At 29.1% G+C, this 15,155-nt stretch carries 17 protein-coding genes; 3 read left to right on the top strand and 14 right to left on the bottom strand.

Translation table 11 applies throughout. The features are described from left to right. Window positions 1-3 precede the first annotated feature (3 nt). Genes metG through mobB form a run of 4 tightly spaced genes read right to left on the bottom strand, consistent with a single transcriptional unit; the run spans window position 4 to window position 3,425 of the window. Window positions 4-1,890, bottom strand: a complete 1,887-nt coding sequence (gene metG, locus AJN64_RS01075) for a methionine--tRNA ligase (protein WP_070292551.1) — start codon at window positions 1,888-1,890, stop codon at window positions 4-6. Window positions 1,891-1,899: 9 nt separating this feature from the next. Continuing rightward, complete coding sequence (locus AJN64_RS01070; RefSeq protein ID WP_002861479.1) at window positions 1,900-2,097, bottom strand: hypothetical protein; 198 nt, start codon at window positions 2,095-2,097, stop codon at window positions 1,900-1,902. Then, entirely contained in the window at window positions 2,090-2,932 is an 843-nt protein-coding gene (locus AJN64_RS01065; protein ID WP_002861480.1) for a class 1 fructose-bisphosphatase, read from the bottom strand. Before AJN64_RS01065 ends, AJN64_RS01070 begins: the two co-directional genes overlap by 8 nt. A 1-nt stretch (window position 2,933) precedes the next feature. Next, entirely contained in the window at window positions 2,934-3,425 is a 492-nt protein-coding gene (gene mobB / locus AJN64_RS01060; protein WP_053872921.1) for a molybdopterin-guanine dinucleotide biosynthesis protein B, read from the bottom strand. Between the two features lie 96 nt (window positions 3,426-3,521). Here mobB and AJN64_RS01055 point away from each other — a divergent pair, with 96 nt between their 5' ends. Further along, the gene (locus tag AJN64_RS01055) at window positions 3,522-4,007 is read left to right on the top strand and encodes a hypothetical protein (RefSeq protein WP_053872922.1); all 486 of its coding nucleotides are present in this window, start codon (window positions 3,522-3,524) and stop codon (window positions 4,005-4,007) included. On the opposite strand, the gene AJN64_RS01050 is transcribed toward AJN64_RS01055, so the two are convergent. Genes AJN64_RS01050 through gltX form a run of 3 tightly spaced genes read right to left on the bottom strand, consistent with a single transcriptional unit; the run spans window position 3,904 to window position 7,105 of the window. Next, on the bottom strand, window positions 3,904-5,529 hold the full coding sequence (locus tag AJN64_RS01050) for a lytic transglycosylase domain-containing protein (protein ID WP_074469977.1): 1,626 nt from the start codon (window positions 5,527-5,529) through the stop codon (window positions 3,904-3,906). The genes AJN64_RS01055 and AJN64_RS01050 overlap by 104 nt on opposite strands. After that, window positions 5,526-5,807, bottom strand: a complete 282-nt coding sequence (locus AJN64_RS01045; protein ID WP_002852501.1) for a YggT family protein — start codon at window positions 5,805-5,807, stop codon at window positions 5,526-5,528. Before AJN64_RS01045 ends, AJN64_RS01050 begins: the two co-directional genes overlap by 4 nt. A 2-nt stretch (window positions 5,808-5,809) precedes the next feature. Next, entirely contained in the window at window positions 5,810-7,105 is a 1,296-nt protein-coding gene (gene gltX, locus AJN64_RS01040) for a glutamate--tRNA ligase (RefSeq protein ID WP_044780349.1), read from the bottom strand. A gap of 85 nt (window positions 7,106-7,190) precedes the next feature. Between gltX and AJN64_RS01035 the strand changes: the two genes are divergently transcribed. Together AJN64_RS01035 and AJN64_RS01030 are read left to right on the top strand one after the other, a co-directional pair. Then, on the top strand, window positions 7,191-8,315 hold the full coding sequence (locus tag AJN64_RS01035) for a metallophosphoesterase (protein WP_053872924.1): 1,125 nt from the start codon (window positions 7,191-7,193) through the stop codon (window positions 8,313-8,315). Next, the gene (locus tag AJN64_RS01030; RefSeq protein ID WP_002861486.1) at window positions 8,312-9,112 is read left to right on the top strand and encodes a phosphatidylserine decarboxylase; all 801 of its coding nucleotides are present in this window, start codon (window positions 8,312-8,314) and stop codon (window positions 9,110-9,112) included. Before AJN64_RS01035 ends, AJN64_RS01030 begins: the two co-directional genes overlap by 4 nt. Here the strand turns inward: AJN64_RS01030 and AJN64_RS01025 are convergent. From AJN64_RS01025 to AJN64_RS00995, 7 genes are read right to left on the bottom strand one after another with little or no spacing between them, the layout of a single operon-like run. Next, complete coding sequence (locus tag AJN64_RS01025; protein ID WP_002852641.1) at window positions 9,109-9,390, bottom strand: FlhB-like flagellar biosynthesis protein; 282 nt, start codon at window positions 9,388-9,390, stop codon at window positions 9,109-9,111. The genes AJN64_RS01030 and AJN64_RS01025 overlap by 4 nt on opposite strands. Beyond that, on the bottom strand, window positions 9,387-11,546 hold the full coding sequence (locus AJN64_RS01020) for a flagellar hook-length control protein FliK (RefSeq protein ID WP_053872925.1): 2,160 nt from the start codon (window positions 11,544-11,546) through the stop codon (window positions 9,387-9,389). Before AJN64_RS01020 ends, AJN64_RS01025 begins: the two co-directional genes overlap by 4 nt. Further along, window positions 11,539-12,726: an MFS transporter gene (locus tag AJN64_RS01015; RefSeq protein ID WP_053872926.1), complete on the bottom strand. Its 1,188-nt coding sequence runs from the start codon at window positions 12,724-12,726 to the stop codon at window positions 11,539-11,541. The genes AJN64_RS01020 and AJN64_RS01015 overlap by 8 nt, the downstream gene beginning before the upstream one ends. After that, window positions 12,704-13,207, bottom strand: a complete 504-nt coding sequence (locus AJN64_RS01010) for a hypothetical protein (RefSeq protein WP_053872927.1) — start codon at window positions 13,205-13,207, stop codon at window positions 12,704-12,706. The genes AJN64_RS01015 and AJN64_RS01010 overlap by 23 nt, the downstream gene beginning before the upstream one ends. Next, window positions 13,207-13,536, bottom strand: a complete 330-nt coding sequence (locus tag AJN64_RS01005; protein WP_004315509.1) for an AtpZ/AtpI family protein — start codon at window positions 13,534-13,536, stop codon at window positions 13,207-13,209. The genes AJN64_RS01010 and AJN64_RS01005 overlap by 1 nt, the downstream gene beginning before the upstream one ends. Then, window positions 13,533-14,807 (bottom strand): glutamate-1-semialdehyde 2,1-aminomutase, encoded by a 1,275-nt coding sequence (gene hemL / locus AJN64_RS01000; RefSeq protein ID WP_070292550.1) that lies wholly within the window; start codon window positions 14,805-14,807, stop codon window positions 13,533-13,535. The genes AJN64_RS01005 and hemL overlap by 4 nt, the downstream gene beginning before the upstream one ends. Further along, entirely contained in the window at window positions 14,804-15,151 is a 348-nt protein-coding gene (locus AJN64_RS00995; RefSeq protein ID WP_002852485.1) for a c-type cytochrome, read from the bottom strand. Before AJN64_RS00995 ends, hemL begins: the two co-directional genes overlap by 4 nt. Window positions 15,152-15,155: the final 4 nt, after the last annotated feature.

The following is a 15,155-nucleotide window of genomic DNA, read 5'->3' as shown; positions in this document are numbered from 1 at the left end:
ATTTTAGCCTACTAAAGAACCGTTTTGTACAAGTTGTTCAGGGGTGATTAAAACAAGTTTATCTCCGCTTTTTGCAGAAAGTATCATACCATCGCTTTCATGTCCAAAAATTTTAGCTTTTTTAAGATTGCTTATAACACATACTTGTTTACCGATTAAATCACTGGCTTTATAGTATTTTGCTATGCCTGAGAGTACTTGACGGATCTCTTTATTGTCAAGTTCGAGTTGAAATTTTAAAAGTTTTTCACTCCCTTCTATATTTTGACAATCAAGTACCTTGGCAACTTTGATTTCAATTTTTGCAAAATCATCGATTTTTATTTTAGGACTTTCTTCTTTTTTAGGTTCTTCTTTAATTTCTTGTTTTAAAAGAGTTTTTTCTACTTTTGGAAATAAAGCTTCACAAGGATTTGCTTTAAAATCTAAAAGTTCATTATCAAGTATCATTTTTGCGTAATTTACAGACGAAATTTCAAAATTTAAAGCCAAAGCTACTTTTTGACAAGACTTTGGTAGAGCAGGGCTTAGCAAAAGACTTGTTTTGGCTAAAATATTTGCACAAAGTGCCACTAAAGCATTAGCTTGTTCGTGTTTGTTTTCTTTGATTAAATTCCAAGGTTCGTATTTGCTAATGGCTAAATTTGCCACACTTAAGGCTTTAAAAAGTTCTTCTAAATAACGATTACACTGTAAGTTTTCTAAAAATTCTACCGCTAAATTTAAGTGTTCTTTTGCTTGATTTAGTTCGGCATTGTAAAATTTTAAAACACCTTCTTTTGAAATATTTCCTTGATCATATTTTGTACTCATACCTATAATGCGATTAAGTAAATTTCCAAATTCATTGCTGAGTTCAGCATTGATACGATTTATCAGCATATTTTCGCTAAAATCCCCATCATTACCAAAAGGCACTTCTCTAAGCAAGAAATATCTAAAAGCTTCGCTTCCATAAGCATCAACTATTTCTTTAGGTTTTACAACATTGCCTTTAGATTTGCTCATTTTTTCACCTTCTTTAGTCCACCAGCCATGTGCACCTATAAATTTTGGCAAAGGCAAATCCACGCTCATTAAAAAAGCTGGCCAATAAATGGCATGAAAACGCAAGATATCTTTTCCTACTAAATGTACATGCGCAGGCCAAAATTTAGCATTTTCTCCCTTGCTTTGAAAATCAAGCGAACTTATATAGATAAAAAGTGCATCAAGCCATACATAAATAATATGTTTATCATCATTAATTTCTTGAGGCAGTTTAATCCCCCAATCAAAACTTGTTCTTGTAATGGAAAGATCTTTAAGGCCGCTTTGGACAAAATTTATAAGTTCATTTTTTTTGTTTTTTGGTAGGATGGGATCTTTTTCTTCATACCATTGTAAAATTTTATCTTGATATTTTGAAAGTTTGAAAAAATAGCTTTCCTCTTTTAAAATTCTAGTTTGTTTGCTACAATCCGGACAAGAACAATCATTGATAAGCTGACTTTGAGTAAAAAAGCTTTCACAAGAAATACAATAGTGTCCTTCGTATTCATCTTTATAAATATCACCTTTTTGCCACATTTTTAAAAACATAGCTTTAACAAATTCAATATGCCTTGTATCAGTTGTTCTTGCGTAAATATCATAGGTGATTTCAAATTCATCCCATAATTTTTTAAATTCAAAACTGATTTTATCAGCATATTCTTGAGGAGTGGAATTTCTTAGTTTGGCAGCTTCTTCGATTTTTTGTCCATGCTCATCTGTTCCTGTTAGAAATCTTGTTTCATGTCCTTGCAAACGATAAAATCTTGCTAAAGTATCGGATATGATGGTAGTATAAGCATGACCTAAATGAGGTACATCATTTACATAATAAATTGGTGTTGTAATATAACGCATTTTTTTCCTTTAAAAGTCAAATCCGCCTTCGGTTTTACCCTTAGACATACTATTATAGACTGCATCAACATAATTTTTTCTAGTTTGGCAGTTAAAAATTTCATTGCAATTATAACAAGAGTTTAGGTTTTTTGAGTTTTGACATGAAAGTAAAATTTCTTTCTTTTTATCCATATCTTGCTCAAATTCATCTCTAGTTTCATTCATTGTAAGCCTTTAAAAGTTTTGAAATTTCATATTCTGAGCCAAAAAAACAAGGAGTTGTCGCATGGATTTTATCAAATTCAAGTTCAAGCAACGAGTGATTTTTTCCATTTGTAGTTTTTCCGCCTGCTTTTTCTATGATAAAGGCTAGAGGAAAGACTTCAAAAAAAGCACGAAGTTTGCCATTAGGCGCATCTTGTGTTGCAGGATAACTAAAAATCCCACCCCCTTTTAATAAAATTTGATTGATATCGCTTACCATAGCCCCAGAATATCTTAAGCGATATCCTTCATCAAAAAGACTTTTGACAAATTTAGCGTGTTTTTCTTCCCAAAATTTTTGCGTTCCGCCTGTAGCATTAATTTTGCCTTTTTCATTCATTTTAAGATCTTTTATAAAAATAAATTCATTATTTGCATTTAGGCGATAAAGTTTTGGTTGATCTTTGCAAATCACAAGTTCTAAGCGCGCTCCATACATACTATAAAGTGCAGCTCTTAAATTTTTGGCATTTGCTTTTTCTTCATAGATGGCAAAAATAGAACCTATAGCAAAATTAACATCCATTAAGCTAGAACCGTCTAAAGGATCATAAGCTACGATAAAATTTGCTTTTTTATTAAGCGTTAAAATTTCGTCTTTTTCTTCACTTATGATGGCTTTAATGCTTGAACATTGACTTAGGGTTTTTGTGATGATTTCATCGCTTAAAACATCAAATTTGAGTTGGGTATCGCCTGTAAAATTTTGATTTTGACTGTAGCTTGTATCGGGAAATTTTAAAGCGTTAGAAATTTCTAAAACAGCTTTTTGTATATAAGAAATCACTTCTTGCATTTTATAATTCTCCTTGTAAATTTTTAGCATTTTTAAGTATGTATCGACAAATAGCTTGTATATCGTTTAAATCAAGCCAAGTAAGATAAGGGTGAGAAATTTTTTCATAGCTTGCAATGGCGTTTGAAAAAGTAAAATAACTTTCATCAATTTCTTTGCAAAATACACTAATGCGTGGTAAATCAAGAGTTTTTAATCCTTCAACCAAACAAATGTCAAAATCAGGGCTTAATTTTAAAGCTTTTAAAATATCTCTATTTTCATGAGAAAAAAAAGTTGTTCTTGTAGGACTTAAAACCATGACTTCAGCTCCACTTTGAAAAAATTTAAAACTATCTTTACCGTTAAAATCAAATTGAGCTTTATCGGCAGGATCGTGTTTAATGATTAAAACTTTTAAATTTTGTTGCAAAAAATTATCAGCTATTTTGGTAATAAGTGTAGTTTTTCCTGAATTTGAAGGCCCGCTAAAAGCTATGATAAGTTGTTTCATAAAATATACTCTTAATTTTTTTTGTAAAATTATATCTTTTTAAACCAAAAAATAGGGTTAAAAGGCTACAATAATACTAAAAAATATGGAAAAAGAATGAAAATTTATAGTGTAATTTTAGGTGCTTTTTTGCTTGGAGCTTGTTCTTTAAAAGATCAGGCGATTGTGGATACAAATTTAAAATCTCAAACTTTAATGTTTACTCAAAAATACAAAATCACACAAGATAAGATTAATGCCATTGTAACCATGTCTTATTTAAACCCAATTCTAGATAAAACAAGTAAAGATGATGTATTGGCTTTGTCTTTTACTCCAAATACATTAAAAATTCAAAATTTAGAAGTTTTTATCAATAATAAAAAAGCCAATATTGAAAAACTGGATGATGAGTATTTAAAATATATAATACAAAACAACTATACTGATTATTTTAAAGTATCTCTTCCTAGTGTCAAGGAAGAGACTAGGCTTGTAGCTAAGATTTGTTTAGATCATTTGCCTTGTTTTGAATTAAATTTTCAAAAATATCCGAAATCTTTATACTATCGTTCAGAAGATGTCGATACACAATATAATTAGCTAGAACTTTTTTTCCGTAAATTCGGCTTTCTTGATAAGGAACTAGCTCCATAGACAAGAAAGGTTCAAATTTGCCCGTCTTAAACATATCATTTCTTGCAAGCATACGGTTAGTAAATCCTATACCACCATTATAAGCATAAGCGACAAAAAGTGGAGATTTTAAACGTGATTCAAGGTAATTTAGATGATAATTTCCAAAGTAATATGCTATTTCAGGTTTAAACATAAAATCTTGATCGAAATTTGGAATTTTTAATTCTTTTTCTCCTATGTGATTGGCTAAAAATGGCATAAATTGCATCATGCCTAAAGCATAAGAAACTGAAATAGCAGTTGGAATAAAACGACTTTCTTGTCTGGCAATAGCCAAAATTAAAGCTTGTCTTGTTTTATTATAGTCTTTTATATTGTCATAATAAGGCATTATAAAATAATGTTTTTTAAAATTATTTTTGCGTTCTAATATGTAAGCATAAATAGGCAAGGTTTCTTGTGTGTCAAATTCTTTTGCCAAGACATCTAGTTGACTTGCATTAGCATCGCGAATTTGTTTGTTTATTTTTTGCCAAGCAAAAGGATCTTGCATATTAAAATTATTTTTTTTCTTGCTTGGATTAAGGCTTTCTATCTTTGGAAAAGGTGTGTTAGTAAGTTCTTTTGCGTAAAGACTATAAATATTTAAAGAAGAACTTTGCGATAAAGTTTTTAAATCTTCTTCATTGTTTTTAATCAACCACATCCAAAATATAGCATTGTCTTTATTGCTTTGCGATTTAAAACTTTGAGCCGCCTTTTTAAAAAAGTCATAAGCAAGCTCTGTTTTATCATAAGTTAAGGCATTGACTCCTAAATAGAAAGCAGAATCTTCACTTACATTTTCAGGATTTATTTCTAGCATAGAATGTCTAAATTTTGGATTTTCTTTTTTAATAATAATATTTTGTGCAAAATCTTTAAAACCAATGTGGTTTGGTAGTTTATTGACTAAACTTGTATTTAAATCTAAGTCGTATTTTTTAGAATAATTATAAAGTTTAAAAAAACCATTAATATCTTCTTTTTGTACCATATAGCTCATAGGATCAGAAGTATTAAAAGCTAGCAATAAATTTGTCAAATCAGGTCTTTGATTTTCAAAGGTTTGAGCTAAAGTAGTTCGGTCTTTGGAATTTAAACTCGCTATAAAAACTAATGAATTTAAGCGCACACTTTGACAAGTTAAATTTGCATCTAAGATAGTATTTGCTGTATAGGTATAGCATTTAGCATATTTTGGGTTGATATAAGGCTTTAAAGGGATGATTTTTTCAAGTTCGGATTTAATTTTTCCTATATAGCGAAAAATATGAGAATTTAAATCCTGTGCATCTTTTTTACTGATTTTATTTTTTTCTAAAAGCCTATAAATATAATAATCCTTAGCAAGTGAATTTTCTTCTTTTTTGAGTTTTTCTATGCTATATTGTGTAGCATTTAAACTTGAAAAAATAAATAAAAAAACGAGTATTTTTTTTATCACAATATACTCCTTAAGATATTCCCAAGAAAAATACCAAGAAACTGCAATGCTAAGACTATAATCAAAGGTGCAAGATCAATATTACCAATGCGTGTTGGAATTTTTCTAACTAAGGCGTAAGCAGGGTAGCTTAGTTTATATAAAATTTGCACTATAGGATTATAAGGATCAGGATTTACCCAGCTTAAAAGTGCCGTGATAATAATAATCCAAGTATAAATGTTAATGACAATTTGTAGTACTTGAAAAATAGAAATAATAAAAGAGTCTATAACCATAATTAAATCCTTGCTAATTCGTGAATAAAATTTTTAATATAAGGATAAAGATCGCTAAGCTCAGGTCCGTGAATATTTCCTGTTAAAATTATCCTTAAAGGCATGAAAAATTTTTTACCTTTTAAGCCGCTTTTGCTTAAAAGTTCATTTTTAAAATCTTCATAGTTTTCAAAAAGTTCAATATCTTTTAAGAGTTCTTTTAAAATTTTACATTCTGTTTCAAACTCTCCAAAGTCTTTTGTGTTGAAAATAGCTCGCATTTTTTCTTTAAGTTCTTTTGTGGTGCTTGCTTCTTGAGTGTAAAATTTAGCAAGTTGTGCAAGATCTTTGTTTAAATCTAAAGTTTTATTAAGCTCATCATCTTTTATCATTTTGATATGTTCACGATTAATTTGCAAAAGTTTTTTAAGATCAAATCTTGCTGGAGCTTTTGAAACTTTAGAAATATCAAACCATTTTATAGCTTCTTCTAAGGTAAAAATTTCACAAGGAGTTTTATTGCCTAGCATGATAAGATAATTTGCGATTGCACTAGGTAAAATTCCACTTTCAAGTAGCCATTTTACAGAAGAATGTGCTTCTCTTTTGCTCATTTTAACACCTTCTTCGTTTAAAATGATAGGCAAGTGCGCATAAGTTATGGCTTTGTTATAGTCTAAACTTGCGCGGATATGTTCTTGTTTTGGAGTGTTTGAAACATGATCTTCTCCGCGTATAATACAAGTAACATTTTCAAGCATATCATCAACCGCACAAGCAAAATTATAAGTTGGAGTTTTATCCGTTCTCATAATCACAAAAGAGTCTATATTTTCAGGTTCAAAACTTAATTCACCTTTGATAAAATCTGTAAATTTCATAGTGTGAGTAGGTTTTTTAAGACGGATAACAAAGGGTTTTTCACATTCTAAAACATCGATATCGGCTAGTTTTTCACAAGTGCCATCGTAGCGATAAGCTTTACCTTGTTTTTTAGCTAGCTCTTTTTTTGCTTCAAGTTCTTCTTCGGTGCAAAAACAAGCAAAAGCTTTCTTTTCACTTATAAGTTTTAAAGCCATTTGGCGATGGAATTTTAAATTTTCACTTTGTATATAGTAATGCTGCCATGAAATACCAAAAAGATTTAAAATTTCTTTGATTTCTTCTTCTTTTCCTGCTATATTTCTAGCCTTATCAGTATCTTCAATACGTAAGATAAAATCCATATTTTTTTGTCTTGCACAGATATAATTAAAAATTGCTGCGCGTAAATTTCCTATGTGCATATCACCTGTGGGAGAAGGTGCAAAACGGTACATTTTATAGCCTTTAAAATTATTTAAAAGTTTATTATAACAGAAAAATTTATACGGATATTTAATTTTACTTGGTTATAATACTTTTATGATATTTTTAATTTTTTTTTTCATTGTATTATTGATTTTTGGCTTAGCAAATGTTTATATTTATAAAAGATTAATCAAGAAAATTACTCTTTTTAAGTATTTTTATAAAATTTTTGCCTTTATTTTTATTGTGCTTTTTTTAGCCCAAGCTGTGTTTTTAATATTTCGTAGAGATGAATATTTAAGTGATACTTGGTATGAAATTTTAGCCATGCTTTATGCGCCGACTTATTGTTTGTTTTTTATGACTTTAGCTTGGGATTTTATTAAATTGATTTTAGCTCTTATGGGTAAAAGAGATAAAAAATATAATCTTATTTTGCGTTTGATTTTTGAGCTTTCTCTTATAGTTTTAAGTGTGTTTTTAATTTATATAAGTATAAATAATGCTCTAAAAACACCTGAAGTAAAGAGTGTTGATGTTGAAATACCAAATCTTAAACAAGATTTAAAAATTGTCATGCTTACTGATATACATTTGGGTAAAAATTTGCATGAAAATTTTTTAGATAAGCTCATCACTAAAGTGAATTTGCAAAGTCCTGATATGGTTGTAATAGTAGGAGATCTGATTGATACTAATCCTAAAGATTTAAAAAATTACATCTCAAAACTTAATGATTTTAATTCCACTTATGGAACTTTTTATGCCTTGGGAAATCATGAGTATTATCATGGTATCAATGAAGTTTTGGATTTGCTTAGAAAACATACTAATATGAAAATTTTAGTCAATCAAAATTTAGATTTAGATTTTATAAATATTGCTGGACTTGGGGATTTAGCCGGACTTGATAAGGGTTTATATGCTCCTGATTTAGCAAGAATAAAAGTGGATTTAAATACAAGCAAACCTAGTGTTTTACTCACACATCAACCCAAAACAGCTTTGCTTTATGATTTAAGTGATTTTGATCTTGTTTTAAGCGGGCATACTCATGGAGGACAAATTTTTCCTTTTATGTTTTTAGTTAAACTTCAGCAAGGTTTTGTTCATGGGCTTTATGATTTAGGAGAAAAAACTAAGCTTTATGTGAGCAGTGGAGCAGGATTTTGGGGACCAAGTCTTAGAGTTTTTGCCCCAAGTGAAATAGTGATTTTAAATTTAAAAGGAAAAAAATGAGTTTTTCGAAAGAAAGTTCGAGACTTTTTGGTTTTGTAGCAGGGGTTAAATTTCCTAAAATGATACAAAAAGTTATTAATGAAAATTATGTTAAGTATTTTAATATCGATATGAGTGAATTTAAAGCCCCTTGTGAATACGAGAGTTTAAATGCTCTTTTTACAAGAACTTTGCAAATTCCAAGAAAACTTGAAGAGGGCTTTATCAGCCCAAGCGATGGTAAAATTTTAGAGTGTGGAAGTACTTTTTTGGCAAATGAAGAACATTTTGCTTTTTCTATAAAAGGACATACTTATAGCGTTGAGGAGCTTTTAAAAGATAGTTTTGAAAAAGATGAACTTAAAAATGGGCTCGATTATGTCAATATTTATCTTTCTCCAAAAGATTATCATCGTTATCACAGCCCTTGTGATATGCAAATTTTAAGCGCAACTTACACAAGTGGAGTGCTTTATAGTGTAAATGAAAAACATTTAGAACGCATTAGCAATTTATATGTAAAAAATGAAAGAGTAAGTTTGAAATGTCAAAATGAAAAAGGTATTTTTTGGCTTGTTTTTGTAGGAGCGCAAAATGTAGGAAAAATGCGTTTTAATTTTGATATAAGCATACAAACCAATGCTAAAATTTCTCATAATTTTACTAGAAAATATGAAAATTTAAATCTAAAAAAAGGCGAAGAACTAGGAAATTTTGAACTGGGTTCTACTATAGTTTTAATCTCTCAAAAAGGACTTTTAACTTTTAATTTAAAAGCAGGGCAGGGTATTAAATTTGGAGAAAAAATAGCGGATTAGTTTTTAGGAGTTTTATTTGCCATTTGATAGATAAAGGCAAAAACTTCAGCTACAGCTTTATACATATTAGGTGGAATTTCATCGCCTAAGTCAAGTTTGCTTAAAATTTCTATTAAATCTTCATCTTCTTTAATAGGAACTCCGTGTTCCTTGGCTAAAGAAATAATTTTAGCAGCACTTTCGCCTTTGCCACTTGCAAGCACTTTTGGTGCAGAGTTTTTTTCTTTTTGATAGCCTAGAGCTACAGCTTTTTTAATCGATCTTTTAATTTTGCTCATACTTTTTTATCCATACCCATTTCAAGATCTAAATTTTTCATATTTCTAGTATCAAATTTACTTCTTATGATATCACCTACAAAGAAATTTGCACTTAAAAGTCCTGCTTTATTGATATTTCTTTTAAGCTCATGGGCATTTTCATAGATGGTTTTTCTAAATTCAATATTTTCTGCCATAATATTAATATCTATATATTTTTCATTATTTAAAGAAATAAGAATTTCTAAATCCCCAAGTTTTGCAAATTCGAGTTTAATCTGAGCAAAAAATTTGTCCTTTTTTCCGCGTCTAAACATAATTTTAGAATCATTTAAATCATCCCAAGAAAAAGGCAGATAAGTATTTATAGAATCATTAGCTAAAGACATAAGCTGATTGATTTCAATTTGCGCTAAAAGACGATTAGCTTGATTGTATACAGCTTCATTGCCTTCATTTTTAGCTAAATTTGAAATTTGCAAAAGTGTTGATTTTACATCATGATGTAAAGATTCAGCTATATCTTGTTCTGTTTTTGGTTTAATTTGCGCTAGATCTTTGGTAGAAAGATTGAGTTTGTGTTCGAGATTTTTAAGTTCTGCTTGATTAAGCTTGGCATTTTGAGTATAGGGTTCAAGTTCTTTCAAGCTTTCATTAAGTCTACGAGAAAGATTGTTTAAATTTTTACTTAAATCTTGCACTTGTTCTAGATCTAAATTTTCTACATTAAATGCTAAATTTTTTACAGTATTTTGTTTTATAAATTCCTGATTTTTAAAAATATTTTGCATAGTTTGGTTATTGTTAGATTGAATATTTTGAGTATTATTTAAATTTTGCGTATTGTTTGTGTTAGGATTTGAAGTGTTGGTATTTGTATTGATTGAAGTTTTGTTTTCTATTTTTGTTTCATAAAATTTTGGATTTTCTTTGATATTTTCTTTTGATTTTTCTTGTTTTTCATCTTTAATTTTTTCTTGGTTTAGAGTAGAATTTTTTATATCATTATCTGGCTTATTTTCTGTTTCATTGTTTTGAATATCATTTTTTGTATCTTGGGTATCTTCTTCATGGGTTTTTATACCAGAATCTAAATTTTCATCTTCTTTTGATGCTTTTATATGTTTTTCTTCATCTTGGTTTTTTGTGTTATGATTAAGTTTTTCTTCTTTGATATTTTCTTTGTTACTTAAAAGATTTTCTAAAATATTTTCTTTATCTTGTATTTTAGAAGATTGATTGCCTAGTATATTTTTTAAAGTATTTTCAAGTTTTTCAAAGGCGGTAGCAGTTTGCTTAAGGATGTTTGGATCTTTTATCATTAAATTTTCTGGCTTATTAAGAGCTTTGAAAAAATCATTTTTGATGGAATTTAATTCTTTTAAAATTTTATTAGCTATAGGGGTGATTTTTTCTTGAGCATGACTGGGATTTTTACTTATATAATTTTTAAAATTTTCCAATTTAGAACTTAAATTTAAAAGTGCTTTAAAAGAACTTTGATTTAAAATTTGCTTATTTTCATTTTTGCTAGAATTAATAATATTTTTTAATTCTTTTAAAGTGTCTTTTGGGTTTAAATTTGCATTTGCAAGTTGGGCTATCTGAATACTTAGTTTTTCACTACTAAGACCTTTGATTGTACTTAAAAGAGAGTGAAAACTTTTGGGTAGTAATTCTTCGTTTAGAGCATCTTTTAATTTAGCTTCTAAAAATACGCCTGAATTTTTAAACAAAGGAGCTAAGTTATTGTTTTTTATTTCACTGGCAGGTTTTAAAATTTGATTTAATCTGTCTAAAACTTGTGTAAAAGTATCGCTTTTTGCAAGTTCTGTGCTTAAAGTTTTTAATTCATTAGCAAAATTAGGAGCTAAATTTAAATTTTTTCCTTGTTTAAGTACAGGGGAATCGGGATTTTTTTGAGCATTGATTTGATCTAAAAGTTTATTAACAAGTTCTTTTAATTTGGTGCCTGTTTCATTTTGAACAAATTTTGCTAGTATTTCTTCACTACTAGCGTCCTTGCTTAAACCTAAGTTTTGCTTTAAAGCTTGTGCAAGTGCTTCTTTTGGATTGTCCTTTAAATTTGTTTTATCTTTTGAAGTAGAGTTATCTACTTTTAAATCATTTTTTTGCGTATTGGCAATTTGACTTGCTAGTTGAGTATTAATCATCAAATATCACCATATTTCCAGGCTTTTTCTTAAATTTTTTATTTAAAATATTTGGTTTATTGATAGCAAAAAGAATTAAAAATGCTAAAGAAACTATATAAAACCATATAAAACCTTTGATTTCAAAGTATTGCATTAAAAAACCTAAAATTAAAGGGCCAAACAAAGAGCCCAAAGAATAGCAAAAAAGAACACCACGACCTAACTCTACGCCTTTATTTTTGCTTACTAAAACATCATTTGCTCTAGCAAGTGCTAAAGCATATAAACAAAATATTCCTATACCTAGAGTAATTCCTAAAAAATATTGCATATGCAAGTGAAGTTTAAAAAAGATAAATATAAGCATAGTGATAAATCCTATGCTTGCGCAAGTGATAATGGCAAATTTGCGACCAAGTTTATCTGAAATAGTTCCTATGATGGTTTGTGCAATAAAACCACCTAAAACCCCACAAAATATAAAATAAGAAACCGCTTTTGCATCAAAACCTTGCAAAAGTATAAATAAAGATGCCATAGAAAAAAAGCCATTTATAAGCATTCCGGCTATAAAGCTTGTGACGATAGCCAAAGGGGCTATATCAAAAATTTTAGGTATAGAAATAGGACTTGATGCGGGCAAAACAGGTTCTTTGATTTTAATCAAATTTAAAGGCAAAGATGAAAGTAAAATTAAAGTTGCACTGAGAATAAATACACTATGTTTGCTTAAATTTAACGCTATGATTAAAACTCCAATACCAAAAGCAAGATAAAAAACAATTTCATAAAAACCTAAAATTCTAGATCGAATGGCATTTTTGCTTTTTTCATTAAGCCATGATTCTATGACCATTAAAAGACCATAGTAGCAAATCCCTATGAAAAATCTTAAAATAGCCCAAAAAATAAGATTTTCGCTTACTGTATGAAGCATAGCTGAAATTCCAAAAATAGCCCCAAATAGCCCAAAAGAGCGTATATGACCTATACGAGAAATAATTTTATGAGCACTGATGGTTCCAACAAGAGCGCCTATAAAAAAACAAGAACTTACCACTCCAACAGCTAAAGAACTTTCTCCGTTTTCTTTTAATATAACACCTATAGAGCTTACTATCAAGGCATTACCTGCAAATAAAAATGCCATACCAGCAAAAAGTGCTGTCATTGATTTAATAATTTTTTTTGGACTCATACTTTTTTATATATAAAATAAAAATAAACACACAAACTAGCAAGGATGAAATTCCACAAATATAAGCAAAGATATCTAATTTATCTTGGCGATGTAAAAATAAAAATCCAGCAACCAATATCACATAAGCCATCAATTTAAAGAGAGTAAAAAACATAGCAAAAAAATGGATTTTCTCTTTAATATTTGGCTTTAAATCGTCTTTTAGAACTTTAAAATGAATAATTTTTGATAAATTTTGTTTTTTTTTGATAAAAAGCGATGAAATGAAATTAAAATCTTTTTCATAATTTTTTGATTTTTTTATAATGACTTTTTTATAATTTAAATAAGAAGTAAAAATAATCAATAAAACACTAAAAAAAGCTATTTCATAGCTTAAAAATGTATCTAATTTAAAATGATTTAATGATGAAAATATGATCCAAAAAAATAAATGAATAATGGCAAAAATATAAAATAGAGCTTTTTTATGTTCCATTATTTATTCTTTTCTTTTTGAATTTTTTCTTTGATCAACTTATCTCTTTCTTTAAATTCTTCATAGCTTTTTACTTGAACTTTATAAGCTTTGTAAACATTAAGTATAGCAGCACTGATCCCCCAAAAAACTCCAAGCCAAAAAAGCCAAGGATAAGGAGTAAATTTTTTAAGCAAATATCCTATTCCCACACCTATAAATACAGCAACAACCATAGAGATGCCAAGACTTAAACCATCCGCAGCTTCAAGAGTTTTGCGAATGATTTTTTGTCTTTTGCTGTTGGAATTTTCTAAGTGATTTTTTTCTTCTTTTAAAATATTGCTCATATTCTTTTAAAGCTTTCCCTAACAGCTTCTAATGTTGTATCTACAATTTTATCATCCATTTTTGAACATATAAAGCCTGTTTCAAATTGAGAAGGTGCTAAATAAATTCCATTTTCAAGCATATTTTTGTGAAATTTTGAAAATAATGCTAGATCAGATTTTAATGCATCTTGGTAGTTTGATACAGGATTTTTGGTGAAAAAGTATCCAAACATAGAACCTACATGACAAACTTGCAGCGGAAGTCCTTTTTCATCTGCTAGTTTTTTCATTCCTTGAGTAAGTTTTTTTGCTAATTTTCCAAGCTTGTCATAAAGCTTGGTTTTCTTTTTGGCTTTTGTAAGACTTGCTATGCCTGCAGCCATTGCTAAAGGATTTCCACTTAAAGTTCCTGCTTGATAAACTCCACCCAAAGGACTTAAAATATCCATAATTTCAGCTCTAGAAGCAAACGCTGCTGCAGGTAGACCACCTCCTATTACCTTACCAAAAGTAATTATATCTGCTTGGATATGATTGATTCCATAGGAACCAAGGTAAGATGCTCTATATCCACTCATTACTTCATCAAAAATCAGCAGAGTTTGATTGTTTTTACAGATCTTAGTAAGTTCTTCCAAAAAATCTTGTTTAGCTGGAATTAATCCCATATTTCCAGCAATAGGCTCAATGATAACACATGCAATATCTTTATTTTTTTCAAAAAGCTCTTTAACGCTATTTATATCATTATATTTTGCTACTAAAGTGTGTTTAGCTACATCTTCTAAAACACCCAAAGAACTAGGAGAGTTAAAAGTAGTAGCACCACTTCCTGCACTCACTAATAATGAATCAGAATGCCCGTGATAACATCCTTCAAATTTTAAAATTTTATCTTTTTTAGTAAAACCACGGGCAAGACGAATAGCACTCATGGTTGCTTCTGTTCCACTGCTTACAAAGCGGATCTTTTCTAAATGAGGAAAATCAGATAAAACAAGCTTGGCAAGTTCAGTTTCTAATAAAGTCGGAGCTCCAAAACTTGAACCTTTGTGAAGTGCTTTTTGACAAGCTTTTTGTATATCTTTATCGCAATGTCCAAAAAGCAAAGGCCCCCAGCTTTGAACATAGTCTATATAAGAATTTCCATCTATATCGAAAATATAAGCACCTTTTCCATGGGAAATAAATTTTGGCTCACTTTGAACATTTGCAAAAGCACGAACTGGAGAATTTACACCACCTGCGATGAATTTACACGCTTCTTTAAAAGCTTTTTTGTTTGTCATTTTTCTTCCTTGCTAAATTGCTTGATGTAATTATATAAAGTTACAATTTCATCATTTGTTAAAGAGTAATTTGGCATGATTGATTTTGCGTCTTTACTCTGATTAAGAGAATTTTTAAAATTCTCAAAACTAAGATTTTGTATACTTGGAACTTTATAAGCTGTTTTAATACCATTTTTCATATAATATCCTAAAATTTGTTCGCTTCCATCTGCTCCATGACATTCTTTACAACTAATGCCCCTTGGATTTTCATAAAGCATTTTAGAGTATTCTTTAAGAGTGATAAAATCAGCACCAAAAAGACTGATACTAAATAAAAAAAACATTAAAACAATTTTCAAAGTT

The sequence above is a fragment of the Campylobacter sp. BCW_4332 genome (assembly GCF_001763175.1).
Classification (GTDB): Bacteria; Campylobacterota; Campylobacteria; order Campylobacterales; family Campylobacteraceae; genus Campylobacter_D; species Campylobacter_D jejuni.
Note: the sequence above shows the minus strand (reverse complement) of the source record. Positions and strands in the feature narration are given on the sequence as shown.

Bases quoted from the DNA above. Each gene is read 5' to 3' on its own strand.
- metG (WP_070292551.1), bottom strand. From the start codon at position 1,890: ATGCGTTATATTACAACACCAATTTATTATGTAAATGATGTACCTCAT.
- AJN64_RS01070 (WP_002861479.1), bottom strand. From the start codon at position 2,097: ATGAATGAAACTAGAGATGAATTTGAGCAAGATATGGATAAAAAGAAA.
- AJN64_RS01065 (WP_002861480.1), bottom strand. From the start codon at position 2,932: ATGCAAGAAGTGATTTCTTATATACAAAAAGCTGTTTTAGAAATTTCT.
- mobB (WP_053872921.1), bottom strand. From the start codon at position 3,425: ATGAAACAACTTATCATAGCTTTTAGCGGGCCTTCAAATTCAGGAAAA.
- AJN64_RS01055 (WP_053872922.1), top strand. From the start codon at position 3,522: ATGAAAATTTATAGTGTAATTTTAGGTGCTTTTTTGCTTGGAGCTTGT.
- AJN64_RS01045 (WP_002852501.1), bottom strand. From the start codon at position 5,807: ATGGTTATAGACTCTTTTATTATTTCTATTTTTCAAGTACTACAAATT.
- gltX (WP_044780349.1), bottom strand. From the start codon at position 7,105: ATGTACCGTTTTGCACCTTCTCCCACAGGTGATATGCACATAGGAAAT.
- AJN64_RS01035 (WP_053872924.1), top strand. From the start codon at position 7,191: ATGATATTTTTAATTTTTTTTTTCATTGTATTATTGATTTTTGGCTTA.
- AJN64_RS01030 (WP_002861486.1), top strand. From the start codon at position 8,312: ATGAGTTTTTCGAAAGAAAGTTCGAGACTTTTTGGTTTTGTAGCAGGG.
- AJN64_RS01025 (WP_002852641.1), bottom strand. From the start codon at position 9,390: ATGAGCAAAATTAAAAGATCGATTAAAAAAGCTGTAGCTCTAGGCTAT.
- AJN64_RS01020 (WP_053872925.1), bottom strand. From the start codon at position 11,546: ATGATTAATACTCAACTAGCAAGTCAAATTGCCAATACGCAAAAAAAT.
- AJN64_RS01015 (WP_053872926.1), bottom strand. From the start codon at position 12,726: ATGAGTCCAAAAAAAATTATTAAATCAATGACAGCACTTTTTGCTGGT.
- AJN64_RS01010 (WP_053872927.1), bottom strand. From the start codon at position 13,207: ATGGAACATAAAAAAGCTCTATTTTATATTTTTGCCATTATTCATTTA.
- AJN64_RS01005 (WP_004315509.1), bottom strand. From the start codon at position 13,536: ATGAGCAATATTTTAAAAGAAGAAAAAAATCACTTAGAAAATTCCAAC.
- hemL (WP_070292550.1), bottom strand. From the start codon at position 14,807: ATGACAAACAAAAAAGCTTTTAAAGAAGCGTGTAAATTCATCGCAGGT.